General features: G+C 68.1%; 22 protein-coding genes. 4 read left to right on the plus strand and 18 right to left on the minus strand.

The annotated features are described in order from the left end of the window. Positions 1-4: 4 nt before the first annotated feature. The 7 genes from gspG to AC5P67_RS17835 all read right to left on the minus strand — a co-directional run bounded on the left by gspG (position 5) and on the right by AC5P67_RS17835 (position 5,201). Positions 5-442, minus strand: a complete 438-nt coding sequence (gspG, locus tag AC5P67_RS17805; protein ID WP_005409890.1) for a type II secretion system major pseudopilin GspG — start codon at positions 440-442, stop codon at positions 5-7. 57 nt (positions 443-499) lie between these two features. Further along, complete coding sequence (locus AC5P67_RS17810) at positions 500-1,060, minus strand: hypothetical protein (RefSeq protein WP_495215033.1); 561 nt, start codon at positions 1,058-1,060, stop codon at positions 500-502. A gap of 144 nt (positions 1,061-1,204) precedes the next feature. Next, on the minus strand, positions 1,205-1,756 hold the full coding sequence (locus AC5P67_RS17815; RefSeq protein ID WP_005413650.1) for a hypothetical protein: 552 nt from the start codon (positions 1,754-1,756) through the stop codon (positions 1,205-1,207). 58 nt (positions 1,757-1,814) lie between these two features. Next, positions 1,815-2,795 (minus strand): FecR family protein, encoded by a 981-nt coding sequence (locus tag AC5P67_RS17820; RefSeq protein WP_005413651.1) that lies wholly within the window; start codon positions 2,793-2,795, stop codon positions 1,815-1,817. A gap of 69 nt (positions 2,796-2,864) precedes the next feature. Then, the gene (locus tag AC5P67_RS17825) at positions 2,865-3,395 is read right to left on the minus strand and encodes an RNA polymerase sigma factor (RefSeq protein ID WP_032967204.1); all 531 of its coding nucleotides are present in this window, start codon (positions 3,393-3,395) and stop codon (positions 2,865-2,867) included. Between the two features lie 16 nt (positions 3,396-3,411). Beyond that, on the minus strand, positions 3,412-4,092 hold the full coding sequence (locus AC5P67_RS17830) for a TonB C-terminal domain-containing protein (RefSeq protein WP_111118316.1): 681 nt from the start codon (positions 4,090-4,092) through the stop codon (positions 3,412-3,414). A 644-nt stretch (positions 4,093-4,736) separates the two neighbouring features. Next, positions 4,737-5,201, minus strand: coding sequence for an Lrp/AsnC family transcriptional regulator (locus tag AC5P67_RS17835; RefSeq protein WP_005413654.1), 465 nt, complete (start codon positions 5,199-5,201; stop codon positions 4,737-4,739). A gap of 127 nt (positions 5,202-5,328) precedes the next feature. Here AC5P67_RS17835 and AC5P67_RS17840 point away from each other — a divergent pair, with 127 nt between their 5' ends. Together AC5P67_RS17840 and AC5P67_RS17845 are read left to right on the plus strand one after the other, a co-directional pair. Then, positions 5,329-6,060: an AzlC family ABC transporter permease gene (locus AC5P67_RS17840; protein WP_099481087.1), complete on the plus strand. Its 732-nt coding sequence runs from the start codon at positions 5,329-5,331 to the stop codon at positions 6,058-6,060. Further along, the gene (locus tag AC5P67_RS17845) at positions 6,057-6,371 is read left to right on the plus strand and encodes an AzlD family protein (RefSeq protein ID WP_005409898.1); all 315 of its coding nucleotides are present in this window, start codon (positions 6,057-6,059) and stop codon (positions 6,369-6,371) included. Before AC5P67_RS17840 ends, AC5P67_RS17845 begins: the two co-directional genes overlap by 4 nt. Positions 6,372-6,423: 52 nt before the next feature. On the opposite strand, the gene glgX is transcribed toward AC5P67_RS17845, so the two are convergent. From glgX to glgA, 7 genes are read right to left on the minus strand one after another with little or no spacing between them, the layout of a single operon-like run. Beyond that, the gene (gene glgX / locus AC5P67_RS17850; RefSeq protein WP_114618331.1) at positions 6,424-8,544 is read right to left on the minus strand and encodes a glycogen debranching protein GlgX; all 2,121 of its coding nucleotides are present in this window, start codon (positions 8,542-8,544) and stop codon (positions 6,424-6,426) included. Continuing rightward, on the minus strand, positions 8,531-8,701 hold the full coding sequence (locus tag AC5P67_RS17855) for a DUF2934 domain-containing protein (protein WP_005413658.1): 171 nt from the start codon (positions 8,699-8,701) through the stop codon (positions 8,531-8,533). The genes glgX and AC5P67_RS17855 overlap by 14 nt, the downstream gene beginning before the upstream one ends. Next, on the minus strand, positions 8,670-11,243 hold the full coding sequence (gene treY / locus AC5P67_RS17860) for a malto-oligosyltrehalose synthase (protein ID WP_329762213.1): 2,574 nt from the start codon (positions 11,241-11,243) through the stop codon (positions 8,670-8,672). Before treY ends, AC5P67_RS17855 begins: the two co-directional genes overlap by 32 nt. Further along, positions 11,240-13,084, minus strand: a complete 1,845-nt coding sequence (locus tag AC5P67_RS17865) for a 4-alpha-glucanotransferase (RefSeq protein ID WP_495215035.1) — start codon at positions 13,082-13,084, stop codon at positions 11,240-11,242. The genes treY and AC5P67_RS17865 overlap by 4 nt, the downstream gene beginning before the upstream one ends. Further along, a complete protein-coding gene (treZ, locus tag AC5P67_RS17870) occupies positions 13,081-14,799 on the minus strand; it encodes a malto-oligosyltrehalose trehalohydrolase (protein ID WP_495215036.1) in 1,719 nt (572 codons plus the stop codon). The genes AC5P67_RS17865 and treZ overlap by 4 nt, the downstream gene beginning before the upstream one ends. Further along, the gene (locus tag AC5P67_RS17875; RefSeq protein ID WP_495215038.1) at positions 14,796-17,033 is read right to left on the minus strand and encodes a 1,4-alpha-glucan branching enzyme; all 2,238 of its coding nucleotides are present in this window, start codon (positions 17,031-17,033) and stop codon (positions 14,796-14,798) included. The genes treZ and AC5P67_RS17875 overlap by 4 nt, the downstream gene beginning before the upstream one ends. Further along, complete coding sequence (glgA, locus tag AC5P67_RS17880) at positions 17,030-18,556, minus strand: glycogen synthase GlgA (RefSeq protein ID WP_012480461.1); 1,527 nt, start codon at positions 18,554-18,556, stop codon at positions 17,030-17,032. The genes AC5P67_RS17875 and glgA overlap by 4 nt, the downstream gene beginning before the upstream one ends. A 441-nt stretch (positions 18,557-18,997) precedes the next feature. Here glgA and AC5P67_RS17885 point away from each other — a divergent pair, with 441 nt between their 5' ends. Then, positions 18,998-19,426: a PAS domain-containing protein gene (locus AC5P67_RS17885; protein ID WP_005409905.1), complete on the plus strand. Its 429-nt coding sequence runs from the start codon at positions 18,998-19,000 to the stop codon at positions 19,424-19,426. Further along, positions 19,423-20,952, plus strand: a complete 1,530-nt coding sequence (locus tag AC5P67_RS17890; RefSeq protein ID WP_495215039.1) for a diflavin oxidoreductase — start codon at positions 19,423-19,425, stop codon at positions 20,950-20,952. The genes AC5P67_RS17885 and AC5P67_RS17890 overlap by 4 nt, the downstream gene beginning before the upstream one ends. A 235-nt stretch (positions 20,953-21,187) precedes the next feature. Here AC5P67_RS17890 and AC5P67_RS17895 read toward each other — a convergent pair whose 3' ends face one another. The 4 genes from AC5P67_RS17895 to AC5P67_RS17910 are packed head-to-tail and all read right to left on the minus strand — an operon-like array spanning position 21,188 to position 24,072. Beyond that, on the minus strand, positions 21,188-21,856 hold the full coding sequence (locus AC5P67_RS17895) for a sulfate/molybdate ABC transporter ATP-binding protein (RefSeq protein WP_495215041.1): 669 nt from the start codon (positions 21,854-21,856) through the stop codon (positions 21,188-21,190). Further along, positions 21,846-22,529 carry a molybdate ABC transporter permease subunit gene (modB, locus tag AC5P67_RS17900; protein WP_005409908.1) on the minus strand — a complete coding sequence of 228 codons (684 nt, stop codon included), beginning with the start codon at positions 22,527-22,529 and terminating at the stop codon, positions 21,846-21,848. The genes AC5P67_RS17895 and modB overlap by 11 nt, the downstream gene beginning before the upstream one ends. Positions 22,530-22,532: 3 nt before the next feature. Continuing rightward, on the minus strand, positions 22,533-23,276 hold the full coding sequence (gene modA, locus AC5P67_RS17905) for a molybdate ABC transporter substrate-binding protein (protein WP_012480464.1): 744 nt from the start codon (positions 23,274-23,276) through the stop codon (positions 22,533-22,535). Positions 23,277-23,295: 19 nt separating this feature from the next. Continuing rightward, the gene (locus tag AC5P67_RS17910; RefSeq protein ID WP_010485317.1) at positions 23,296-24,072 is read right to left on the minus strand and encodes a helix-turn-helix domain-containing protein; all 777 of its coding nucleotides are present in this window, start codon (positions 24,070-24,072) and stop codon (positions 23,296-23,298) included. Positions 24,073-24,082 lie beyond the last annotated feature (10 nt).

The raw sequence follows: 24,082 nt of genomic DNA on the forward strand, positions 1-24,082 counted from the left end.
TGCCTCACAGCTGCCAGGAACCGATGTCCGCATTCCCGGCGTCGCCACCGGGCTTGCTGTCCGCGCCCAGCGAGAACACATCGATGTCGCCATGGGTTCCGGGAATCTGGTACTGGTACGGATGGCCCCATGGATCATTGGGCAGGCGATCCAGATAGGGCGTGACCGGCATCGCGCCACCACCCTGCGGTGGCTTCACCAGCGCCTGCAGGCCCTGCTCGGCACTGGGATAGCGACCGTTGTCCAGCTTGAACAGTTTCAACGCCTGCATCAATGCAGCGATGTCCTGGCGCGCTGCCACCACGCGCGCCTGGTCGGGACGGTCCATCAACCGCGGCACGATCAGTGCGGCGAGGATGCCGATGATCACCACTACCACCATGATTTCGATCAGGCTGAAACCCTGCTGCCGAGCCCTGCGACCACGAACCTGCCTTGCCATTGTTCCGCCCTCGTCATCCTGGAAGAGACCGCTGCGCCATGGTCAGCGGTGCATGTGTCAGTACGATAAACATCCGCTGGAAATCCGCTGCGCGTGTCCCTGTGCAGGCGCAATACGTGCAGCCGGGGCACATGCAGACTCGAACAGGTGCTGCGGCACGCTGGCCAGCGCATCGTCGATGCAGCCGCGCAGCAACGGGTGCGCGCAGGCCTGCAGCAGGCGCACGCACTGCATCGGCGACCATGCCGTTCCATGATCGAGGCCGATGAACATCCGATAGGCCTGGTGATAGCGCAGGTCGTCGTACACGCGCTGGGCACTGTTCAGATCGCGCACGACCACCAGCAGAGCCGCGCGCTGCAGCAGCCGCGCATCGCCTGCATCAAGCGGTAGCGGGCTCATCGCCGCCTCGGGCCAGGGCCGCAGCCGCAGGTCGAGGGCTTTTCGCAGCGCCGCCAGTGGGTGCGAACTACCATCCAGTGCCGCCCAGCGCGCCGCATCCGCCCAGGCGTCGCTGGACAGCACCCAGACCCACGAGCGCCCATAGCGCTGCACGTTCAATGGTGCATGCCGTGCCTGCTCCAGTGACTGGCTCAGGTGACGATCCAGCTCCAGCATGCTGATCCTGCGACTGTCTGCCATCGGCGCCGCCCGTGCTCCACGACGCGCGGTGCGTCGTACTCTGGAGAAGACGTCAGCAAGGCAGGTGAAGCGACAGCGCGCATGCAGCTCTGTGCACTGCGTGGCGCTTCATCGACAACGTCATCGCAGCGTCATCTGCCTGCAGGCTTCGCGTTCCAGCCGCGGCGCTTCGCCTCCACAACGGCGCGCCAGTATCGCCACGTCGCTGCGCGCGGCGAATGTTGCCAGCGCATTGGACATGTCCACGTCATCGAACCATGACGCCATCGCAACGCGCAGCGCCGGCAGCTGCCAACCGTCCATCACACCATGGGTGCCTGCTACGAACCAATGCCAGAGGCGATGGTGAAGCACCTGGTCGTGCAGCTGTGCGAGATCCTCAATGCCATGCATGTCCATCAACAGCAGTGCGCGTGCAACCGCCGCGGGCGGCAACGCACCGGCTTCAGGCAGCGGAAGCGACTGCTGCTGCAGGCGCAGCAGCATCGCCAGCGGGTGCGACTGCGGATCAAAGTCCAGCAGCACCGCCTGTTGCTGCCACTGTGCATCGGACACCACGCACACCCAAGGTGAGCCATAGCGATGCACCATCAATGGCCGTCGCTGCGTGGTTTCCAGCAGCGCCGACAGATTGCGACGCAGATCCAGCACACCGATGGTCTCGTTGCGCATCCTTGGCCTCTCCTCGCTTGCAACAGCCCTGCGCGGCGCGCACGGCCAGCGTCTTCATCTATCCAAGGACGGCAATGCCACCCGGAAAGCGACGCAGATCCAGCGACATCGTCAGTCGCAGCTGCTCCAGTGCCGCGTCCGGATCATCAATACGGAAGCGACCGCTGACCGGCGCGCGCGCCAACGCCGATTCTCCCAGCAGCACCTTGCCGCGGCGGTAGCGGTTGATCTCGTCCACCACTTCACGCAGCGGTGCGCGGCGGAACACCAGCATGCCTTCGGTCCAGGCGCTCACCTCAGAAGCCACGGCCTCGGCCACCACGCCACTGAGGCGCTCGTCATAGTGGGTCTGCTGGCCGGCCTGCAACTGCAGCCGGCCCTGCGGATGCTCGATGCGGGCGCTGCCCTGCAGGCAGGTCACCCGTACCTGGCCGTGGGTGTTGCGCACATCCAGGCGCACCGCGCCTTCACCGGCAATCACGCAACCCGGGCCCGCGAACAGCGCCAGGCGCAGGCCAGCCCCGGTTTCGATCGCGGCCTGGCCCTGCACCAGCTCGAAGCCTTCGCCCTGCTTGTCGGCGCGGCGGCGCAGGCTGCTCTGCGTATCCAGTTCGATCTTCAGCTGTGGCAAGGGCGCGATCTGCAGACGTTCACCGGTGCCGGTGTGGAAATCGGCCGTCATCGCCGTCACCGAAGGCCACAGCCCCAGCGGCGGGCGGATTGCCGCCACCACCACCAGGCTGGCCGGGGCGGCAATCGCCGCGCCCAGGAAGGCGCGCCGGCTCCAGCGCTGGGCCGGCGTCGGCGCCACCGGTTGGCGGGCGGCGGCGGGCAGCTGCTCGCCGGCCAGCCGTACCTGCTCCCATTGCCGGCGCGCACGGCCGAACGCCTCACGATGACGCGGATCCGACTCGCACCACGCACGGAACCTGCGCCCGTCGGCGGCGGTCGCCTCGCCCGAGGTCAGCCGCACCACCCACGCGTGCGCCTGACGCTCGACGGCATCCAGCGGGCGTTGCGGGCGATCGTCAGGATCCATGGGGGCTCATGCCGGACCCGCACGCTGCGGGGTTCTGCTCGGCGTCAAAGTGTAGACGGATGCCGCCGTTCAGAACCGCACCTGGCGCCCCTGCCCGCTGCGCTCGGCCAGGTAGTCCTGGGCCGCCTTCAGCTCACGCTGCACCAGCCGCAGCGACACACCGAGGTGGTCGGCCACGTCGCGCTGCTGCAGGCCATCGACGCGAATCGCCAGCAGGATGCGGCGACGGCGCTCGGGCATGCGCTGCAGCAGGCCAACCATGTCTTCCAGCGCGAAGTCCAGTTCGGCCGCCTGCGCCGGGCCGGGCGCAGGGTCGGCCATGTCCATCAGCGTATCCACCTCCTCCAGGCTCAGCAGGCGGTGGTCAGCACGTTGGCGGTCGATCACGGTATTCATTGCCATGCGCAGCAGGTAGGCCGCGGGGTTCTGCACGGCATCCAGGCGGTCACGCCGCGCGCTCAGGCGCATCCACGTGTCCTGCAGCGCGTCGCCGGCCAGCTCCTCCGAGCCCAGCTTGCGCACCAGCCGGCGCTTCAGCTCATCGTAGGCACCCAGAAGGTGGTCCATCAGGTCAATTGCCCCAGCCGTACCGTTGCTCATGTTCGAATCCTTGAAGTCATGGAAGGGGCGCGCGCCGGCCACAGTCATGGTCGGTGCCGGAAGGACGGATCTGCAGCGTCACCGGCTGCGGCAGCGCAGCGGCATCGGGCGCCAGCACCAGGCCCTGCAGCGCCTGCAGCAGGCGCGCATCGCGGCGGGCGCTGCCACTGCCTGACAGCAGCTCGGGCTCGCTCACCTGGCCCGCGCCGTCGATGCGGAAGCGCAGCGTCGCGGCATAGCGGCCGGGCGCGATCTCCGGGTCGTCACAGAACGCCGCACGCAGCCGCTGCTGCAGGCCGCCGTAGCGACGCCGACGTTCGGCCTCGGGAAGTTCGGCGCCAACTCCCGATGCGGCGGCCGAGGGCGCACCCCGGCGCAGCACCACGCGCTGCTCGCCGATCACCTCGGCCTCGATACCGGAGTCCTGCAGCAGCACCTGCAACGCAGGCAGCGGCGCCAGGCTGCCGCGCAGCGCATGGCTGCTGCGGCCGGCGGCCAGGTCACCCGGGTACATCACTGACCACCCACTGATGACGCTGAAGCGCTCGACCGCCTGTTCCAGCGGCTGCGCGGGAATGTCGTAGGCATGAACAGCGTCCTGCGCGGCAGCGGCAAAGGACAGCAGCAGCCATGCGGCGATGGCCACCTTCCAAATTCTGACCGCATGGTGTCCATTCAGCCCCCTGACGTAGAACACATGACCCTCGGCAGCGACAGCAGCTGCAGTGGACGCGCGCCACCACCGGAAGCCCGGCCCGCGCGCGACCCGCAAGCGGGCTCAAACCGTACTGGGGGTACATGTCATTGCGATGACCGCCGCCCACGGCCTGGCATCGAGCCAGGCTCCGTAAAGCCAGTCACGCATCAGGAATCAATGAATCGAACAGACCTGTTCATTTGCTCACAGGGTAAGAGCCCGTTGCGCAGCAACGGGATCCGACCCCGTACCGACCCAAACGTGTCGACCAAGGTCGACACCCACCAGGAGCAGCTCATGCCGTTCCGGCAGATCGTGGAAATCTGTCGAAGGCGGGGTGGGTCCGGTTGCGGGGGCGTGAGCCGCATGGGCCCGAGGCATGCCTCGGGCGGGTTGGGCAGGACGCCCAACCCCGGTCTTGCCGTGTGCGCAGGACAGCGCACACGAGCAAGCCGCTACCGAGCTTACATGGACGTACTTGCAGCGTCCCCCGCAACCGGACCCACCCCGCCATCCCTCAGCAGGCCCGCTGTTGCTGTTGCTGTTGCTGTTGCTGTTGCTGTTGCTGTTGCTTCTGAGGTTGCCGGCCAGCGGCCGGCACTACCCGCGGGTGCCGGGTGCAACCCGGCCGCAAACCCCATCCCTCAAAGCGGCAGCTGGGTCGTCTGCTTGATCCGCTGCATCGGAATCTCGGTCTTGGTGTTCTGCACCCCGGCAATCCGGTTCAGGTGCTGCATCTGGAACTGCCGGTAGGCATCCAGGTCGGCCACCGCCACCCGCAACAGGAAATCGCAGTCACCGGCCATCAGATGGCATTCAAGCACTTCCGGGAAAGACTTGATGCTGTTGATGAAATGATTGGTGGTGTCCTCGTCCTGCCCGCGCAGCCACACCCGCACGAACACCGTGAAGCCACGGCCCACCTTGGCCTCGTTCAACAAGGCCACATAGCGGTCGATGTATCCGCCCTCCTCCAGCAGACGCACCCGGCGCAGGCAGGCCGACGGCGACAGCCCGACCAGGCGTGCCAGCTCCAGGTTCTGCAGGCGGCCGTCGCGCTGCAGGGCGTCGAGGATGCGCCGATCGAGGTTGTCCAGCTGGTACTGCATGGAATTTCACCTCTTCCACTTTTGACCGCATGAAATATCAATCATCCAGAATCAAGTGGTATCAACGCAACCCGATTTCGCGATTGGACCGCTAGCATGGGCCACCCCCACCTTGTTGTGCCGTTCGATGGACGCCCGTACCACCCTCCCCCTGCCTGACACCTGCGATACCGCGCCGCGTGCCGAATTCCTGCGCGGCCTGCGCGCCGCCGTGCCGGTGATGATCGGCTTCATTCCGTTCGCCCTGGTGCTCGGCGCGCAGGCGGCCCAGAAGGGCCTGAGCGCACTGGAAGTACCGCTGATGACCGGCCTCAACTTCGCTGGCGGCTCGGAGTTCGCCGCCGTCGAACTGTGGACCTCGCCACCGCACATTGCACTGATCGTGGCGATCACCGCGCTGGTCAACAGCCGTCACCTGCTGATGGGCGCCAGCCTGGCCCCGCTGCTCCAGCACCTGCCGCGCCGCCGGGTGCTGCCGGCGCTGTTCTTCATGTGCGACGAAAGCTGGGCGATGGGCGTGGCCGATGCGCGCAGACGCGCGCTTGGCTTCAGCCTGGCCTACTACCTGGGCGTATCGGCAGGCCTGTACACGGTCTGGGTGGCCTGCACCACGCTGGGCGCGATCGTTGGCCCGATGCTGGGCGACATCCACGCCTATGGTTTCGACATGGCCTTCCCCGCCGTGTTCCTGGTCCTGTTGCGCGGCATGTGGCAGGGCATGAAGGCCGCGCGGCCGTGGCTGGTCAGCCTGGTCGTTGCCGCTGCTACCTACCTGCTGGTGCCAGGTGCGTGGTACGTGGCCAGCGGCGCACTGGCCGGCCTGGCCGCGGCCTGGCTGCTGGCGGAGGACGCAGCATGATCTTCAATGGCCTGATCCACTGGACCTCGGTACTGACCATCGTGCTGATGGCCGCCGCCACCTACCTGACCCGCATCGTCGGCTTCCTCGCGCTGCGCAACCGCACACTGAGCAAACGCGCAGTGACGGTGATGGAAGCCGCGCCGGGCTGCGTGCTGATCTCGGTGATCGCCCCGGACTTCGTGGCCGACAAGCCGGCCGACCTGGCCGCACTGGCCATCACCCTGCTGGCCGCCACGCGGCTGTCGATGCTGCCGACCGTGCTGATCGGCGTGGTCTCGGCGGGTGTGTTGCGCTATCTGATGGGGTAGCTACCGGTACGCCGGGCAATGCCCGGCGCACCGTAGTGGCGCAGCAGAGCAATCACGCGCTGCTGCTTGCCGCCAGCAGGCACAGGCTGCGCGGCGGCAGCGTCCAGGCGCCTTCCTCATCCGGCTCCAACGTCGTTTCGTCGGTCTGCAGGAGTACGCGCCGGAACGACAGGGCGTCGTCTGACACACAGAACCGCTGCGGCTGCTCCCCGGCGTTCAACAGCAGGGCCAGGCTGACATGCCGCCCGGGCTCGCGCAGGCCACTGTCCGGACTGCGACCGTCCAGCACGATCGCCAGCGCACGCAGCCCTGCGTCATGCCAGTCCGCTTCCTCCATGCCGCGACCATCGGGATGCCGCCAGTCGATATCGCGCAGGCCCAGCGCCTCATCGTACTCGCCGCGCAGGAACCGGTTCCGGCGCAGCAGGCCGTAGCGCCGGCGCAGTGACAGCGCCCGCCGCACGAACGCCACCTGCGCCTGTGCAGCCGGCAATGCTGCGCGCTCCCAGTCGATCCAGCTCAGTGGATTGTCCTGGCAGTAGGCGTTGTTGTTGCCCTGCTGCGAATGGCCGAACTCATCGCCCGCCAGCAGCATCGGCGTCCCCTGCGCCAGCAGCAGCGTGGCCAGCAGATTGCGCATCTGCCGCGCACGCAACGAAAGGATCGCCGCATCATCGGTGTCTCCCTCCACGCCGTGGTTGCTGGAGAGGTTGTGCGAGTGGCCGTCACGGTTGTCCTCGCCGTTGGCCTCGTTGTGGCGATCGTTGTAGCTGACCAGATCGTGCAGGGTGAATCCATCATGCGCCGTCACCAGATTGATGCTGGCCGACGGTCGCCTGCCGTGGTGTTCGAACAGGTCGGCCGAGCCAGTGAAGCGCGTGGCAAACTCCGCCAGCTGCCCGCCATCGCCACGCCACAGCGCGCGCACCGTGTCGCGGAAGCGGTCGTTCCACTCGGCCCAGCCCGGCGGAAACTGGCCCAGCTGGTAGCCGCCCGGGCCGATGTCCCATGGCTCGGCAATCAGTTTCACCTGGCTCAGGATCGGGTCCTGGCGTACCGCATCGAGGAAGCTGCCCGAGGCGTCAAAGCCATGCCGTTCGCGGCCGAGGATGGTTGCCAGGTCGAAGCGGAACCCATCCACCCGCATCTCGGTCACCCAGTAGCGCAGGGAGTCCATGACCATGCGCAGCGCACCGGCATTGGTCAGGTCGAACGTATTGCCGGTACCCGTATCGTTGATGTAATAGCGGCGATCATCGGCCAAACGGTAGTAGCTGGCGTTGTCGATGCCCTTGAACGACAGCGTAGGGCCCAGCTCGTTGCCTTCGGCCGTGTGGTTGTAGACCACGTCCAGGATGACCTCGATGCCCGCGTTGTGCAGGCGCGCGACCATCTGCTTGAACTCGGCCACGGTGCCCAGCGACAGATAGCGTGCCTGCGGCGCGAAGAAGCCGATGGTGTTGTATCCCCAGTAGTTGCGCAGCCCGCGCTCGAGCAGCTGCTGGTCATCCACGTAGGCATGCACCGGCAGCAGCTCGATGGCGGTCACCCCCAGATGGCTGAGGTGGTCGACCACCGCATCGTGCCGCAACGCGGAGAAAGTACCGCGCTCGGCCTGCGGGACGTCGGGATGCTGCATGGTCAGTCCGCGCACGTGGGCTTCGTAGATCACGGTCCGGTCCCAGGGCGTGGCAGGTGCACGCTCGACGCCCCAGCTGAAAGCCGGATCGATCACGGCACAGCGTGGCATGTAACTGGCGCTGTCGCGGCGGTCGAAACTGAGATCGCCATCGCGGTGACCCAGGGTGTAGCCGAACAGGTGTGGGGCCCACTTCAGTTCGCCGACGATCTGCTTGGCGTAGGGGTCCAGCAGCAGCTTGTTGGGATTGAAGCGATGGCCCTCTTCCGGGGCATACGGGCCGTGCACCCGGTAGCCGTAACGTTGCCCGGGCCGCACGTCCGGCAGGTAGCCGTGCCAGATCTCGTTGGTGTACTCGGGCAGCGCGATACGCTCGACTTCACGGTTGCGCGCGTCGAACAGGCAGAGTTCCACCCGGGTGGCGTGCCGAGAGTACAGCGCGAAGTTCACACCCAAGCCGTCCCAGGTCGCTCCCAGCGGGAACGGCCGGCCTTCGCGCACCCGCGAGGTCTGCGTCCACTTACGGCTGGCCATCGGTTCCCTCCTCGTCGCGCGCAGCGGCAATCTCGGCTTCCACCAGGCGCTCGGCCATGTGCCAATGCCGCTGCTGCTGGTCGTCCGGGCGCCCTTCCGCTTCCCATATCTGATGGGCCAATGCCTCAATCCGCTGCCGTCGTTCCCTGCTGTCCATTCCTGTCCGTCTCCTCGTTGATCCATACCGCCAACGGGCTGCCAGCCAGAAGCCGTGCCGCGTCCCCGGTTGCCTTGAAATGTTCGATGCGCCCGTCCAGCAGGTTGCGCATGGGGCCTGTCGGCAGCCCGTGCAGCATCAGGCCAGTGCCGACGTCGTGTGCTGCGTGCAGGCCGGGCCCGGGCACGGCGGTGGGCGAACCACGCCGCACGATCACCAGCAGCACCTGCGCCTGATGCCTGCGCGCGAATGCCAGCCAGGGCGAACGCGCCGGTACGGACAGCGGCTGCAGTTGGCCGTGCAGGAACAGCTGCGGGTGCCTGCGGCGGCACTCCAGCAAGCGCCTGAGCAGAAATGCCTTGACGCCACCGTCCCGCCAGTCCTCCAGCAGGGCGGGCCAACCGCGCGTATCGCGCAGCCACGCCTGCCGCACTGGATAGTCCACGGCACGCCGGTTGTCCGGGTCCACCAGGCTCAGGTCCCAGCCTTCCCCGCCCTGGTAGAGGTCGGGCACGCCGGGCAGGCAGTGCTGCAGGCACAGCTGTGCCAGGCCGTTGCAGGCGCCGGCCGGCGCAATGCGCGCCACGAACGTCGCCAGCGCCTCCCGCACCGGCTGCAATGGCGCTCCATGCAGCAGCGCGTGCAGCCACTGCGCGGCGGCCTCCTCCACCGGCACGTTGGGATCGGACCAGCTGCTGACCCGTTTGCCCTCGCGCAACGCCTTGGTCAGCCATTGCACCATCCTCGATGCGAAGTCGGCGCCCGGGTTACCGTGCATCGGCCACGCGGCCACGAGCGCCTGCCACAGCGCATAGGCCTCGGCACCCGGCAACGGCATCGGCGCGCCCGCGCGGGTCGACATCCGGCTCCAGCGCCGCACAGCCTCCCGCCACGCGACCGTGCAGGTGCTGAGAACCGCCAGCCGGGCCCGGCTGTCGGCCCCGCGCTTGTGATCGTGGGTCGCCAGCGCAAGCAATGCCCGCGGATGGCGCTGCAGGCGTCTCACTGCGTGTTCCAGCAGCTCGCGTCCCTCCATGCCCAGCCGCTGCGGATCACTTCCGACTTCGTTGCGCGACAGCAGCCTGAAGTAACGATAGAAGCCTGTGTCCTCCACCGACTTGGCATTCAACGGCGCGGCCAATTGCCCGAATCTCACCCGCAGCGCGCGCTCGGCCTCCGCCTCGCCGGGAAGTGCCCGCAGCAGCAGATCCAGTGCCGCGTGTGCCGTACCGTCCAGTGCCTCGCGTGCTGCTACGGCAGCGTCCACCAAGGCCTTCCGTTCACCCGCATCCTGCAGCGAATAGGGGCGGTAGGTACGGTAGTGCCGCAGCAGCGCGGCCAATGCACGGGCCAGCGCAGCGGCTCCGATATCGGCTTCGGCCAGCCGGGGCTGCAGGACCCGCTGCGCGCTGCGCAGCAGCCGCTGGAAGTCGGCGTGGAGCGACGTGCGCAGCAGCATGCTGCGGGCGTCCTGCTGCAGGTCGTCAAAGCTGCGCGCGTCACCACTCGCCGCTTGCCAGGCGCGGGAAAGCGCGGGGGCAGCTGCCGGATCATGCAGCCATGCGCCGACCTGGTCCATGAAGTCATAGCCGGTCGTGCCGTCGCAGGCCCAGCCATCGGGCAGCTGTTCGTCCTCCGCCAGAATCTTCTCCACATGCAGGCTCACCGCCTGCGGGTCACGACCGCCGGCCGCGCAGGCCTCGACGAGCGACGCACGCAGATGTTGCAGGTAGGCTCCGGGCGACGACAGGCCATCCACATGGTCAATGCGCAGGCCATCCACCCAGCCCTCGCGTACCAGCCGCAGTGGCAGTGCGTGTACTGCCTCGAACACCTCGTTGCGCTCCACCCGTAACGCGGCCAGTTCGTTGATGTCGAAGAAGCGCCGGTAGTTCACCTGATCGCCCGCCGTGCGCCACCAAGCCAGCCGGTAGTGCTGCCGCCGCAGCAGCGTGTGCAACCGTTCGACGCTGCGGTTGCAGCGTTCCGCCCATGCCGGCCACTGCGCGGGTGCCAGCGGATGGCTGCGCGGAGACAACGGCAATGCCAGCCCGTGATGACGCAGCGTCGGCCGCTCATCGTCCACTGCTACGCGCAACACGCCATCGCGCACGGCGTCGTGCAGTGGCCGGTCCAGCACTGGCAGCCAGAGCCGGCCCTCGCAGCCCGGCGCCTCCCAGTCAATGTCGAACCATCCTGCATGGGGACTTCTGCACCCGTGCAGCAGCACATCGCTCCACCAGGGCGTCTGCGGGGATGCCGCAAGATGGTTGGGTACGATGTCCAGGATCAGGCCCATGCCATGCGCACGCGCCGCTGTCGCCAGCCGCTGGAAGGCTTCTTCGCCGCCCAGTTCCGGATTGATGCGGGCCGGGTCGATGCCATCGTAGCCATGCATGGACCCTGGCATCGCAGCGCTGATCGGCGACAGGTAAAGGTGGCTGAGGCCCAGCGCGGCGTAGTACGGCAGCTGCGCCGCAGCGGCCTCGAAGTTGAAGCCTGCATGCAGCTGCAGGCGTGCGGTGGCACGCAACCGGGTCATCGTCCCGCCTTGCGTCGCGTGGCGCTGAACCGGGCAATGCGCGCATCGGCCGCGTCCGGATCCCACGCAAGCGGCAAGCGTCGGCGCCAGTTCAGGTGACCATTGACGGTACCCGGCAGGTTCACCTGCGCGCGGCTGCCCAGCGCATCTTCCAGCGGGAGCAGCGCCAGCCGTGAAGGTGCGTGCGCCACCAGTGACAGCGCACGCGCTTCCAGCGTCGCGCCCTCGCCCCGGGCGACTGCGGACAGCGCCTGTACCTCGCTGGCACGCGCGTGCAGCGCCGCGGGAAGCTCGGTCAGCTCACCCAGGCGTGCACGCCAGCGCAGGTCGCGCCCACGCAGCCAGCCGGCCAGCGGCGGCAGATCATGGGTGGAGGGCATGGCCACCGCATCGCGGCGCCACCGTGGCGCCGGCAGGAAGCGCTCACCGTTGCGGGCGAACGGCAGCACCTCCAGCCCCAGCACGCCACGGGCTGCCAGTCGCTGGCGGATACCCGGAGGAACCACGCCCAGGTCTTCGCCAATCAGCACGCAGCGATGGCGCCACGATTCCAGCACCAGCAGGTTGATCAGATCATCGAACGGATAGCGCAGATACACCCCCTGCCCGGCGCCCGCGCCACGAGGCAGCACCCACAGCCGCTGCAGGCCCAGGATGTGGTCGATGCGCAATCCACCGCGACCCGCCATCACGGCGCGCAACACGCGGATGAACGGTTCAAACCCCTCGCGCTGCAACGCAGAGGGTGACCAGCTGGTGATACCCCAGGCCTGGCCCAGCGGATTGAACGCATCCGGCGGCGCGCCCAGCTCGAGGCCCTGCAGCAGGCGGTCGCCGCCGGTCCGGGCCTCGACGCCCTGCGGTGCACAACCCACTGCCAGATCCGCGATCAGTCCGATCGACGCGCCGTCGTTGCGCAGTCCCGCCTGCACCTGCGCCCAGCCTTGCCGCGCCAACCACTGCGCAAACGCATGGTCGTCGGCGCTTCCAGTGAATCGGTCGGCGGCGTGCTGGCAATACTGCAGCAGGGGTTCGCCCTGCGCATCGCACCACGTCTGCATCTGTTCGTACTGTGCCGGCGCCTGCTGCCGCAGCCATTGGCGCCCCTGGCGCAGCCAGCGCCACTTCACTGCCGCCGAGTGCGGCCAGTCGATGCGGCGTGCTGCGGTAGCCGCTTCAACGGCCATCGCCAGTGCTTCGTCCTCGCGCAACACGCTGCCGGCGGCCTCCGGCAAAACCTGCGGCAGCGACACCTGCAGCGGATCGAGCCAGCGCCGGTCGCTGGGCGAGTAAGGACTGTAGCCCGTGCCCGGTGCCAGGCCGGCGTGCAGCGGACTCAACGCCAGTGCATCGCCGCCGTGACGGTGCAGCAGCTCGCGCCACCGCGCACAGCCGGCGCTGTCACCGATGCCGGCATCACCGGGCGCGCGCAGGCTGTAGACCTGCGCCGACAGACCCCAACCGCGCAGCAGGCCCTGCGGCCACCAGGCACGCTGCGGTGCCACCGCAACCGCCTGTTGCTGCCCGCCCTGGCGCCACTGCCAATAGCCTGGCTGATCCGGAACCCGCCAGCGCCCTTGCGCATCCGCACGTGCAGGCAACGCTGCGCCCTGCTCATCCACCCAGCACGCCGCGCCCGTTGCCTCAGGCATGGCCAGGAGCTGACCACAGCAGGCGGTGAGCAACGGGTGGGCCACCGGCGCACCGTCGCACGCGAACTCCGACAGCACGGCGCGCAGCACGTCCGGCGCAACCTCGCGCTCTGCTCCGGCCACGTCGGTCCAGCGGACCAGCAGGCCCACACGGCGAGCCGCCTCCCGCACCGCCGCATCCGTATTCATGCGGCGATCCAGCGCGCAAGCGCACCGCCGCCTGCCGGCAGCATCGCGGCCGCGTCCGGCCCAACGACGCACTCGCCGGCCGGCACCGCATGCGCCACCGGCACAGGGCCCACGTTGATCGCGATCCACCATTGGCCCGAGGGCAACTGCCAGCCCGCCTGCACCGCGCCTTGGCCCAGCACGCGCGCGCCCAGCGACCGCGCCTGCAGCAGGCCAGGCTGCAGATAGCGCCTGCGCAGGCCGAGGAACTCACCCGTGCAGCGCAGCCAGTGCTGCGACCAGGGATCATCGCCGGGTGGCAGTGTGTACGAGGCCTGCAGGGTCGCCGCATCGTTCGGGTCCGGAATGCGCGCGCGCGAGGCGACACCGGCAAAGGCGCTGAAACCCGCGAATTCACGGCGACGTCCCTCGCGCACGGCTTCGTCCAGCGGTGGCGCGTAGTCGGTGAAGAACAGGAATGGCGATTGCGCCTGCCACGGTTCGCCCATGAACAGCAGCGGGATCATCGGCGTCAGCAGGGTCAGGGCCAGCGCCGCGCGCAGCGGGGCAGGATCGGTCAGCATCGACAGGCGCTCGCCGAAGGCGCGGTTGCCCACCTGGTCGTGGTTCTGCGCGAATACCACAAAACGCGCGGGCGACAGGTCGACGCTGGGCTCGCCACGGGGATGGCCGTGCAGGTCCGGCTCGCCCTGCCAGGCGAATCCTTCGGCCAGGCAGCGCGCCAGGAGTGCTTCGGCGCGCCCGGCATAGGCCGCGTAATAGCCTTCCTGCTCGCCGGTCAGCATCACATGCAGCGCGTTGTGGAAGTCGTCGTTCCACTGCCCCTGATAGGCGCCGCGCAGCCACCGCGCCTGGTTGCGTTCGTTCTCCAGCACCAGGTGCGCCTGCGGCACCGCCGAGCGCACCTCATCGGCCAGCTGCTGCAGGAACCGGTCATCATCAATGGCGTGCACCGCGTCCAGGCGCAATCCGTCGAAGCCATAGTCGCGCAGCCACATCAGCGCGTTGTCGATGAAGAACCGCCGCACCCAGGGCTGGCGGAAGTCGATGGCCCCGCCCCACGGCGTGCTGCGATCGTCACGGAAGAACCCGCGCGCGTAGTCGCGCAGGTGGTTGCCCTGCGGTCCGAAGTGGTTGTAGACCACATCCAGCAGCACCGACAGCCCTGCATCGTGCGCCGCCTCGATGAAGGTCCTCAGCGCTGCCGGCCCGCCGTAGGCATGGGCCGGCGCATACGGGAACACGCCGTCGTAGCCCCAGTTGCGCTGCCCGGGAAACTGCGCGACCGGCATCAGTTCGATGGCGGTAACGCCCAGCGCCGCCAGCAGCGGCAGCTGCGCAGCCAGCGCAGCGAAGCCGCCGCCCGCTTCGATATGCACTTCATAGATCACCAGGTCCTGCCAGGCATGCCCGTGCCAGGCAGGCCGCGCTGCCTCCGTATCCAGCACCACCGCGCTGTCGCCGTCGATGCCGTCCGGCTGCCAGCGCGAGGCCGGGTCGGGCACGTCCTGGCCGGACGGCAGGCGGAACCGGTAGCGGTCACCATGCGACGCCTGTGTCCGCAGCCAGTGGCAGCCGTCCGGGTCGCGGTGCATCGGCCGCAGCACGCCCTGCAGGCACAGCGCCACGGTGCCTGCGTCCGGTGCCCACACGCGGAACTCGACACCTTCACCGGCCACCGGCCATGCGCCCAGGCGCGGCGCCACTGTGGTCATGCATCAACCTGCAGATACAGCGTGGACAGCGGCGGCAGGGTCAGCCGCAGCGACTGCGCGTGACCATGCATCGGCCGCGGCTCGGTATGCACTGCGCCGAGGTTTCCCGCGTTGCCGCCACCGTAGTAACCGCTGTCGGTGTTGAGCCGTTCGGTCCAACACCCCGGTTGCGGCACACCGACCCGGTAGCCGTCGCGACGTACCGGAGTGAAGTTGCTCACTACCAGAAGGGTGCGGCCGCTACCGGCCGGATCCCGGCGGATGAAGGCGTAGACGCTGTTGCGGCTGTCGTCGGCCACGCTCCAGTCGAAACCGCGTTCGTCGCGTTCGTCGCGGTGCAACGCAGGTTCGGAGCGCAGCACGCCATTGAGGTCGCCCACCAGGCGCGACAGGCCCTGGCCCTCGTTGCTGGCCGCCCGTGCCCAGTCCAGTGACGCATCGTGCGACCACTCCTGTCCCTGGCCGAACTCGCCGCCCATGAACAGCAGTTTGCTGCCCGGGTGCGCCCACATGAAACCGTAGTACGCGCGGAGCTGGGCCAGCCGCTGCGCCGGCTCGCCCGCCATCTTGGCCAGCAGCGCTCCCTTGCCGTGCACCACCTCGTCATGCGAAAGCGGAAGCACGAACCGTTCGGAGAAGGCGTAGACCAGGCCGAAGCTGATCTCGCTATGGTGATGCTGGCGATGAACCGGATCGCGCCCGAGGTACTGCAGGGTGTCGTGCATCCAGCCCATGTTCCATTTGTGGGTGAAACCAAGCCCGCCCTGCTCCACCGGCGCGGTCACCCCTGGCCATGCGGTGGATTCCTCGGCGATCACCAGCACGTCCGGGAAGCGCTCCCTCAGCGTCTGGTTCATCCGCCGTAGAAAAGCGACCGCCTGCAGGTTCTCGCGCCCGCCCTGCTCGTTGGGTATCCACTGGCCCTCGGCACGGCTGTAATCCCGGTACAGCATCGACGCCACGGCATCCACGCGCAGACCGTCGATGTGGAACCGCTCCACCCACTCCAATGCACTGCCGATCAGGTAGGCAGCCACTTCGTTGCGGCCATAGTTGTAGATCAGCGTGTCCCAGTCGGCGTGCACCCCTTCACGCGGGTCGGCATGCTCGTACAGCGCGGTGCCATCGAACCCGGCCAGGCCATGCGCATCGTTGGGGAAGTGCGCGCTCACCCAGTCCACGATCACCCCGATGCCGGCCTGATGGCAGCGGTCCACGAAGCGCGCGAAGGCCTGTGGCGTGCCATGGCGCGCCGTCGGCGCGTAGATCCCCAGTGGCTGATAGCCCCAGGAACCGCCAAAGGGATGCTCGCTGACTGGCAGCAGCTCGATGTGGGTGAAGCCAAGCCCTACCACGTACGGAATCAACCGGTCGGCCAGGGCATCCCAGTCCAGCGGCGAACCATCGTCGCTGCGCTGCCAGGAGCCCGCATGCACTTCGTAGATGGACAGCGGCGTGCAGGTTCCGGCCTGCCGCCGCGCCGCCAACCATGCGTCATCGTGCCACTGCATCGGCGCGGCCGAAGGCACCCGCGAGGCGGTGGCCGGTGGCAGCTCGGCCCAGCGCGCCATCGGATCGAACTTGTCGGGCATCACCCGGCCGTCGGCGCCGACGATGCGGAATTTGTAGCGGGCACCGGCCTGCACGCCAGGCAGGAACAGCTCCCACACGCCAGCGGTGTGGCGCAGCCGCATCGGATGGCGCCGGCCATCCCACCCGTTGAAATCGCCGACCACGGCAACCCTTCGTGCGTTGGGGGCCCACACCGCGAAGCGCACGCCGTCGATACCCTGTACCTGCATCGCTACTGCGCCCAACTGGCGCGCTGCATCAGCGTCACCGGCATGGAAATGCTGCAGCAGCGCCTCATCCAGCAGCGGACCGAAGGAATAGGCATCGTGCACCTGCTCCACACCCTGCTCGAAATGCAGGGCGAGCAACGGCACGGGCGCTTCACCTGCTGCACCTTCGAACAGGCCGGGCAAGGGGCCCGGTTGCAGATCCCAGCGCCGCTCCGGGCCCGCAATCACCTCCACGCGACGCGCGTGGGGCACCAGAACGCGCAGCTGGCGCTGGCCATCGGGCTGTTGGTGCGGCCCGAGCCAGGCAAACGCATCGGCCGGCCGTGCATGAACCAGGTCGTCCAGGGCCGGAGCCACCACGCCCTCCTCCCGTCCGGCAGTCGCCATGGGCTCTTCCTCGAGGGCGACCGGCTGCAGGCTGTCGTGACTCATGCGGCCACCTGGCAGGTCTGCTGGTACAGGGCCAGATATGCGCGCCCCGCCGCATCCCAACCGCCCGGCCGCAGCATGGCCGCGCGGCGCATGGCCTGCAGCAGGCCGGGCAGGCGGAAGGTGCGCATCGCCCGTTCCACGCAGCGGCGCAGGCCATCGGCATTGGCGCCGTGGAACAGGAATCCGGTCACGCCATCCTCGACGGTATCGACCAGCCCGCCGGTCGCGTGCGCGATGGGCAGGCAGCCGAAGCGCTGCGCGTACATCTGGCTCAACCCACAGGGTTCGAAACGCGAAGGCATCAGCAGGAAATCGGCGCCAGCAAACATCTGGCGGGCCAGCGCCTCTTCGAAGCCGATGAATGCGCCCACCCGTCCGGGGTAGCGCCGGGCCAGCGCCTGCACCTGCGCTTCCACCTGCGGCTCGCCGCCACCGATGATGACCAGCTGGCCGCCGGCCGCCACGATCTGCGGCGCCACGTCGCATGTGATGTCCAGGCCTTTCTGGTGCACCAGGCGGGAGACCACCGCGAACAGCGGGCCGGCCGAGGGCGCCAGGCCGAATGCACTGCGCACCGCGTGCGCATTGGTGGCGCGCCCGGTCCATTCGCCGATGCCGAAATGGGCCTTGAGGTGGATGTCGCGGCGTGGATCCCAACTGGCGTCGATGCCGTTGACGATGCCACTCAGGTGTCCGCCGGCCGCCCGGCGCGCCAACAGGTCATGCAGCCCGCAGCCGTCATCCGGGGCGGTGATCTGCTGCGCGTAGCGCAGGCTGACCGTGTTCAGCCGCGTGGCATTGGTGATGCCACCCTGCAGGAACGACATCTGCCCATGGAAGTGCAGTTCATCCAGGTGTTCGACCGGCACGCCCAGCACAGGTGCAAGCGCATACGGAAACAGCCCCTGGTAAGCCAGGTTGTGGATGGTCAGCAGGGTCGGCACGGTGGTCCGGTCCCAACGCACGTAGGCTGCGGCCATGGCCACAGGCCAGTCATTCAGGTGCAGCAGCTGCGGCGACCAGTCCAGCCCGGCACGCCCGGCCGCAATCTCCGCCGCCGCGTGTGAGAGCGTGGCGAAGCGAACCGCGTTGTCCTTCCACTCCTGGCCCTGCCCATCGACGTATGGCGAACCTTCGCGCTCGTACAGTTCTGGCGAGAGCAGCACGTAGATCGGAAGGCCGTCTGCCTGCACTGCCATGCCGATCCCGCACGCAGGCAGGCCCGCCCTCGCGCTGACCTGTCCCACCCGCTGCAGCTGTGGCAGGCGCTGCAGTACCTCCGGGTAGCCGGGCAGCAGCACGCGCGAATCACAGGCGCCGCGTACCGCACGCGGCAGGGCTGCGGCCACGTCGCCCAGGCCCCCGGCCTTGATGAAGTCGGCCATCTCGGTCGCGACGAACAACACACGCTGTACCAGCTCCGGCAGCTGCAGTGGCTGCGAGTGGCCACGCCGGGTGCCGATCGGCACGAGCGAACCGGGAGAGGTCGCAACAGATGAAGCGGACTGGACAGCGCGGGCCATGGGAGGGTCTCTCGGGTATTTCAGGCAGACGGACGCCAGCGGCGCCCGGACGGGCGCTGATGGTGGGAAGGAAGTCGACGCAGGACGTGGGGGACGTCAGCGAGAGGCTCAGGACGACAATAGCCCTGCATGCGATCAATCAACCGTGAAGCCATGGCGATTTCTTTGTGACAACACGTCATGAGCTCAGTACACATGACATGCGCCCGCCTCCTGCCCGTGTCTCCTGCGATGGGGCCGAGCCCACGCCCGGCTGTTGGCAATCCCACGTGCCGCCTGAGCCGAGCTGGATTGGTCTTTAAGAGACTCACCCTGCGACACCCGGTCGCAGGCCTTCGCGCTACGCGCTTGACCAATGTCAAACCGCCCGCCGCCACGCGGGCGTATTCCTATGCAGGACCCGAACACGCCGGCGCGGCCGGCATCCACAAGGACCCTGCGATGAGCTACACCCCCGACAACGCCCAGCTGCTGAACGCCATGCAGAACGTCATGGTGATCTCCACCACCGACCTGCAGGGCAACATCACCTACGCCAATGACCTGTTCTGCACGCTCACCGGCTTCGCCCGCGAGGAACTGATCGGCCAGCCGCACAGCATCGTGCGCCACCCGGACGTGCCCAAGGCCGTCTACAAGGACATGTGGGACACGATCAAGGCCGGCAAAACCTGGACCGGCATCGTGCCCAACCTTGGCAAAGGCGGCGTGCTCTACGTGGTCGACACCACCGTGCAGCCGCTGTTCGACGCCGATGGCAACATCACTTCGTACATCAGCATCCGCCGCGTGGTGAACGACCTGATGCAGAACTATGACCTGGTCGAGTTCAGCAAGGAAAAGTTCGACGACTTCTACGAGGCCGCGTGAACGCCCTCCCGACCAGTACGCCCTTCAGACGTCTGCTGGTGGGTTTCGCGTCCGAGTCGGGCAACGCCCGCGCCCTGGCCCAGCGCCTGGGCGCGGAGCTGCAGCCGCATGGGCCGCAGGTGCTCCCGTTCAACGACATTGACGTAGCCAGTCTCGGCCAAGGCGATGTGCTGCTGGCGATCTCCAGTTCCTTCGGTGACGGAGAACCGCCAGCCAATGGCGAGCAGTTCTTCGAAACGCTGCGCCAGATCCCGACGCTGAGCGGCCTGCGCTATGCAGTATTCGGCCTCGGTGACACCGGCTACCCGAGCTTCTGCGGCTTCACCAAGGCGCTGGATGCCGCATTGAGCGAGCGCCAGGCGCAGCCACTGCTGCATAGGGTGGACGCCGACCTGGGCTACGAGCAGTTCTTCCAGCAATGGCAGCCAGTGCTCGGTCAGGTGCTGAACGGCAACCTGAGCGCTGGCCAGGACCTGCACCTGCAGGTCACCGCCTATGGCGAAGACAATGCGTTTGCCGCTCCTATCCTCGAACGCCGCCGCTTGAACAGCAGCGACCCGGCCGCCTGGCACCTGCAACTGGACATTGCCGGCAGTGGCATGGCCTACCGCGCGGGGGACACCCTGCACGTGGTACCCGAGAACGACCCTGCCTTGCTGCAGGCATTGGCTACCTGGTACGGCGACACCGCCGCCGTGGCCGCCCTGCACGACCGCGAGCTGCGCCTGCTGAGCAAGGGCGTGCTGCGCGAACTGGCCAAGCTCGGCGGCAGCGAGGTACTGAAGGGCCTGTTGAAGGTCAGCCAGAAGCGCGAGCTGGAAGCCTACCTGCACGGCCTGGACCTGCTGGACGTGCTGCAGGACCACGCCACGCCGGACAGCGTGCCGCTGGCCCGGCTGCGCGAACTGCTTTCACCGCGGCTGCCGCGCGCCTATTCGATCGCCTCACACCCGTGCGACGACCAGCTGAGCCTGTGCGTGCGCGAAGTGCGCTACCCCCTGCGCGGCCGCGAGCGCTTCGGCACCGCCACCGGCAGCCTGCTGCATGGCGGCGAGCACGCCCGTGTGTACTGCCGCTCCAACCCTGGCTTCCACCTGCCCGATACCGGCCAGGCGCCGCTGCTGCTGGTCGGCACCGGCACCGGCATCGCACCGCTGATGGGCCTGATGCAGGAGCTGCAGGCCAACGGCTGCGAACGCGAGGTGCACCTGGTGTTTGGCGAGAAGCACCGCCAGCACGATTACCTGTATCGAGACCAGCTGCAGGACTGGCACGCGCGTGGCGTGCTGGCCGGCCTGCATACCGCGTTCTCGCGCGATGGCGCTGAAAAGATCTATGTGCAGCACGTGCTGCAGCAGCGCGCCAGCGAAGTGCGCGACGTCCTGGCCCGCGGTGGGCATCTTTACCTGTGCGGCAACAAGCGCCATCTGGAAGGCGCGGTGCGCGAGGCCATCGATGCCATTGGTGGCGAGGGGCGCTGGGACGCGCTGCGCGGTGAAGGCCGCACGCACTGTGAGCTGTATTGATCGGTACCACTGGACTGCACGAATCCTGGACCGGTAGAGCCGGCCGCTGGCCGGCTGCTCAGTATCCCTTGGTTGCCGGCCAGCGGCCGGCACTACCAGAACATGTAGCCAACCATCGCCCGTGCATCACGGTAGAGCCGGCCGCTGGCCGGCTGCTCAGGATACCGAGGTTGCCGGCCAGCGACCGGCACTACCATCAGATGTGACCAACCATCGCCGGAGCGTCCATCACGGGTCAATTGCCGACAATGCGGCCGTCCACCACGCGCGCCACTTGCTGACCAAACATGGCCACATCCTGTGGATCGTGGCTGATCAACAGCAACGGGATGCCGGTCTTGTCCAGCACCGTCTCCAGCTCCTGGCGCAGGTGCTGGCGCAGGTCGTGGTCCAGTGCGGAGAACGGCTCATCCAGCAGCAGCGCCTGCGGCTGCGTCACCAGGGCGCGCGCCAATGCAGTGCGCTGGCGCTGGCCACCGGAGACCTGCGAGGGCAGCAGATCGCCCACCGTGTCGATGCGGAATGCGTGCAGCCACTGCTCCACCGCATCGAAGCGCTGGCGCGCGCGCGGATTCAACCACCCCCGCTCCAGCCCGAACGCCACGTTCTGGCGCACGCTCAGGTGCGGGAACAACGCGTAATCCTGGAACACGTAGCCCAGCCGGCGGCGCTGCGGCGGCAGATCCACAGCGGTGGCCGCGTCGAACAGGGTCTGCCCCTGCAGGCGCACATGGCCCTGGCCCGGCCGCAGCAGCCCGGCCACCGCCTTCAGGGTCAGGCTCTTGCCGGCGCCTGAAGGTCCGAACAGCACCACCTGGCGCTGCGTGCACTGCAGCGATACGTCCAACACGAAATCCTGGCCGGCCGCCTGCAGGCGGCGCCGCACCTGCAGGTCAAGCCACATCGCGCAGCTCCCGGCGACGCCCGCCCACCAGCCGCGCTGCCAGCAACAGGATCACGATGCACACCACCGAAGTCAGGATCACCAGCGCATTGGCCTTGCCATCCTGGCCGGCCTGCACCGCCTCGTAGATGGCGATCGACAGCGTCTGCGTGCGTCCCGGAATGCTGCCGGCCACCATCAATGTCGCGCCAAACTCACCCATCGCGCGTGCGAAGGCCAGCAGCAGGCCGGCAAGAATGCCGCGCCACGCCAGCGGCAGCGTGACGCGGAAGAACACCGCTGCTTCGGACACTCCAAGCGTGCGCGCGGCCTGCTCCAGCTGCCCGTCCACTTCTTCGAACGCCGCGCGTGCCGGCTTGAACACCAGCGGCAGCGAAGCCACCGCCGCGGCGATCACCGCGGCCTGCCAGGTGAACACCAGGTTGATGCCGAACCACGACTGCAGCCACGCGCCGATCGGGCCGTTGCGGCCGATCAGCACCAGCAGGTAATAGCCCAGCACCGTCGGTGGCAGCACCATCGGCAGGGTCAGCAGCGAATCCAGCAGCTCGCGGCCGGGAAAGCGCCGCCGCGCCAGCAGCGCGCCCAGTGCCACGCCCAGCACCAGATTGATCGCGGTGGCCCAGCCGGCCACCTTCAGCGACAACCCCAGTGCGCTCCAGTCGAGATCCATGCGTCAGGGCTTGCCGAACCCGTGCTTGGCCAGGATCGCCTGGCCCGGCGCCGAACGCACGAAGGCGGTGAAGCGCCTGGCTTCGGCCGACTGCGCGCTGGCCTTGGTCACCGCCAGCGGATAGGCAATGCGCCCCGCCACCGGAACCGCGAAGGCGCGGCGCACCCGGTCGGGCATCGCCTGTGCATCTGTGGCATAGACGAAGCCCGCATCCACTTCACCGCGCGCCACGTAATCCAGCGACTGGCGCACGTTCTGCGTCGTGATGATCCTGCCCTGCACCGACGGCCACAGGCCCGCCGCTTCCAGCGCGCCCTTGGCATAGCGGCCAACCGGCACGCTGTCCGGGTTGCCCAGCGCAACGCGCTGCACACCGGCACCGGCCAGGTCCTTCAAGGTACGCGGCGCAGCCTTGGCCTGCGGCGGCACCACCACCCATAGTGCGTTCACCGCGAACACCTCGCGGGTACCGGCCGCCAGCAGGTCCTGCTGCTGGGCCTGGTCCATCGTGGTTTCATCGGCCGACGCGAACACATCCACCGGTGCGCCACGGCTGATCTGCTGCAGCAGCACGCCGGATGCGGCGAAGTTGAAATCGACCTTGGTTCCCGGGTGCGCCCTCTCATACGCCGCGCCCAGCTCGCGGAAGCTCTCGGTCAGGCTCGATGCCGCAGACACCGTCAGCTCGGCCGCCCAGGCCGGCACCGTAGCCAGCAGTCCCAGCAACAACAGTCCAGCTCGCTTCATCGTCGGCTCCCGGCCAGGTTCAGTTCGGATCGGATTCGTCGGCCACCGCCAGCGCTGCCAGGCGCTCGGGCTGCAGCAACAGGATCTCGCGCTGCTTCACCGCAATGATCCCATCATCGCTCAGGCGGCGCAGCACGCGGCTGGCGGTTTCCGGCGCCATCCGCAGGTAATTGGCGATCTCGGTACGCGCCATCGTCAGGTTGAAGCGCGTGGCGGAGAAACCGCGCCGCGCGTAGCGCTCGGACATGTCCAGCAGGAACGCGGCCATGCGTTCTTCGGTACGGTGGTTGGCGGCCAGGGTCGCGACCTTGCCGATCTCCGCACTGAGCAGGCTGAACAGCTTGGCCTGCAGCCCCGGCATGCGGGTCGCCAACAGGCTGAGCTTGGGGAACGAGATGCGGCACAGGTGCACGGTGTCCAGCGCCACCGCATTGCAGGGGAAGCGCGAACCGTGGATCGCGTTGAGGCCGATCACTTCGCCCGGCAGGCTGAAGCCCAGCACCTGCTCGTTGCCCTGGCTGTCATCGACGAAGGTCTTGACCATGCCCGCGCGCACCGCAGCAATCGAATCGAACGATTCGCCGGCGCGGAAGATGTAGTCACCTGCATGGAACGGACCGACATGGTCGACCAGCACGTGCAGGTCGCCCAGTGCGGTCTTGTCGTAACCCTGCGACATGCATGCGTCGGAGAACGCGCAGGTGCTGCAGAAGTGCAGTGCGTCGCCATCATCGGCGGCGGCGGGGTTGGGTGTGGCCCGGCCGAGACGGCCCTGCGAAGGCGGAATTGAAGACATCGGGGCAAGA

The organism is Stenotrophomonas sp. YJH_SMC_21, assembly GCF_059369555.1.

What these genes read in the sequence shown, in the direction of transcription:
- treZ (WP_495215036.1), bottom strand. Translation starts at nt 14,799, where the DNA reads ATGACCACAGTGGCGCCGCGCCTGGGCGCATGGCCGGTGGCCGGTGAA.
- AC5P67_RS17835 (WP_005413654.1), bottom strand. Translation starts at nt 5,201, where the DNA reads ATGCAGTACCAGCTGGACAACCTCGATCGGCGCATCCTCGACGCCCTG.
- AC5P67_RS17840 (WP_099481087.1), top strand. Translation starts at nt 5,329, where the DNA reads ATGGACGCCCGTACCACCCTCCCCCTGCCTGACACCTGCGATACCGCG.
- AC5P67_RS17875 (WP_495215038.1), bottom strand. Translation starts at nt 17,033, where the DNA reads ATGAGTCACGACAGCCTGCAGCCGGTCGCCCTCGAGGAAGAGCCCATG.
- modB (WP_005409908.1), bottom strand. Translation starts at nt 22,529, where the DNA reads ATGGATCTCGACTGGAGCGCACTGGGGTTGTCGCTGAAGGTGGCCGGC.
- glgA (WP_012480461.1), bottom strand. Translation starts at nt 18,556, where the DNA reads ATGGCCCGCGCTGTCCAGTCCGCTTCATCTGTTGCGACCTCTCCCGGT.
- AC5P67_RS17845 (WP_005409898.1), top strand. Translation starts at nt 6,057, where the DNA reads ATGATCTTCAATGGCCTGATCCACTGGACCTCGGTACTGACCATCGTG.
- AC5P67_RS17865 (WP_495215035.1), bottom strand. Translation starts at nt 13,084, where the DNA reads ATGAATACGGATGCGGCGGTGCGGGAGGCGGCTCGCCGTGTGGGCCTG.
- AC5P67_RS17910 (WP_010485317.1), bottom strand. Translation starts at nt 24,072, where the DNA reads ATGTCTTCAATTCCGCCTTCGCAGGGCCGTCTCGGCCGGGCCACACCC.
- glgX (WP_114618331.1), bottom strand. Translation starts at nt 8,544, where the DNA reads ATGGCCAGCCGTAAGTGGACGCAGACCTCGCGGGTGCGCGAAGGCCGG.
- AC5P67_RS17855 (WP_005413658.1), bottom strand. Translation starts at nt 8,701, where the DNA reads ATGGACAGCAGGGAACGACGGCAGCGGATTGAGGCATTGGCCCATCAG.
- gspG (WP_005409890.1), bottom strand. Translation starts at nt 442, where the DNA reads ATGGCAAGGCAGGTTCGTGGTCGCAGGGCTCGGCAGCAGGGTTTCAGC.
- AC5P67_RS17825 (WP_032967204.1), bottom strand. Translation starts at nt 3,395, where the DNA reads ATGAGCAACGGTACGGCTGGGGCAATTGACCTGATGGACCACCTTCTG.
- AC5P67_RS17820 (WP_005413651.1), bottom strand. Translation starts at nt 2,795, where the DNA reads ATGGATCCTGACGATCGCCCGCAACGCCCGCTGGATGCCGTCGAGCGT.
- AC5P67_RS17810 (WP_495215033.1), bottom strand. Translation starts at nt 1,060, where the DNA reads ATGCTGGAGCTGGATCGTCACCTGAGCCAGTCACTGGAGCAGGCACGG.
- AC5P67_RS17885 (WP_005409905.1), top strand. Translation starts at nt 18,998, where the DNA reads ATGAGCTACACCCCCGACAACGCCCAGCTGCTGAACGCCATGCAGAAC.
- AC5P67_RS17895 (WP_495215041.1), bottom strand. Translation starts at nt 21,856, where the DNA reads ATGTGGCTTGACCTGCAGGTGCGGCGCCGCCTGCAGGCGGCCGGCCAG.
- modA (WP_012480464.1), bottom strand. Translation starts at nt 23,276, where the DNA reads ATGAAGCGAGCTGGACTGTTGTTGCTGGGACTGCTGGCTACGGTGCCG.
- treY (WP_329762213.1), bottom strand. Translation starts at nt 11,243, where the DNA reads ATGACCCGGTTGCGTGCCACCGCACGCCTGCAGCTGCATGCAGGCTTC.
- AC5P67_RS17815 (WP_005413650.1), bottom strand. Translation starts at nt 1,756, where the DNA reads ATGCGCAACGAGACCATCGGTGTGCTGGATCTGCGTCGCAATCTGTCG.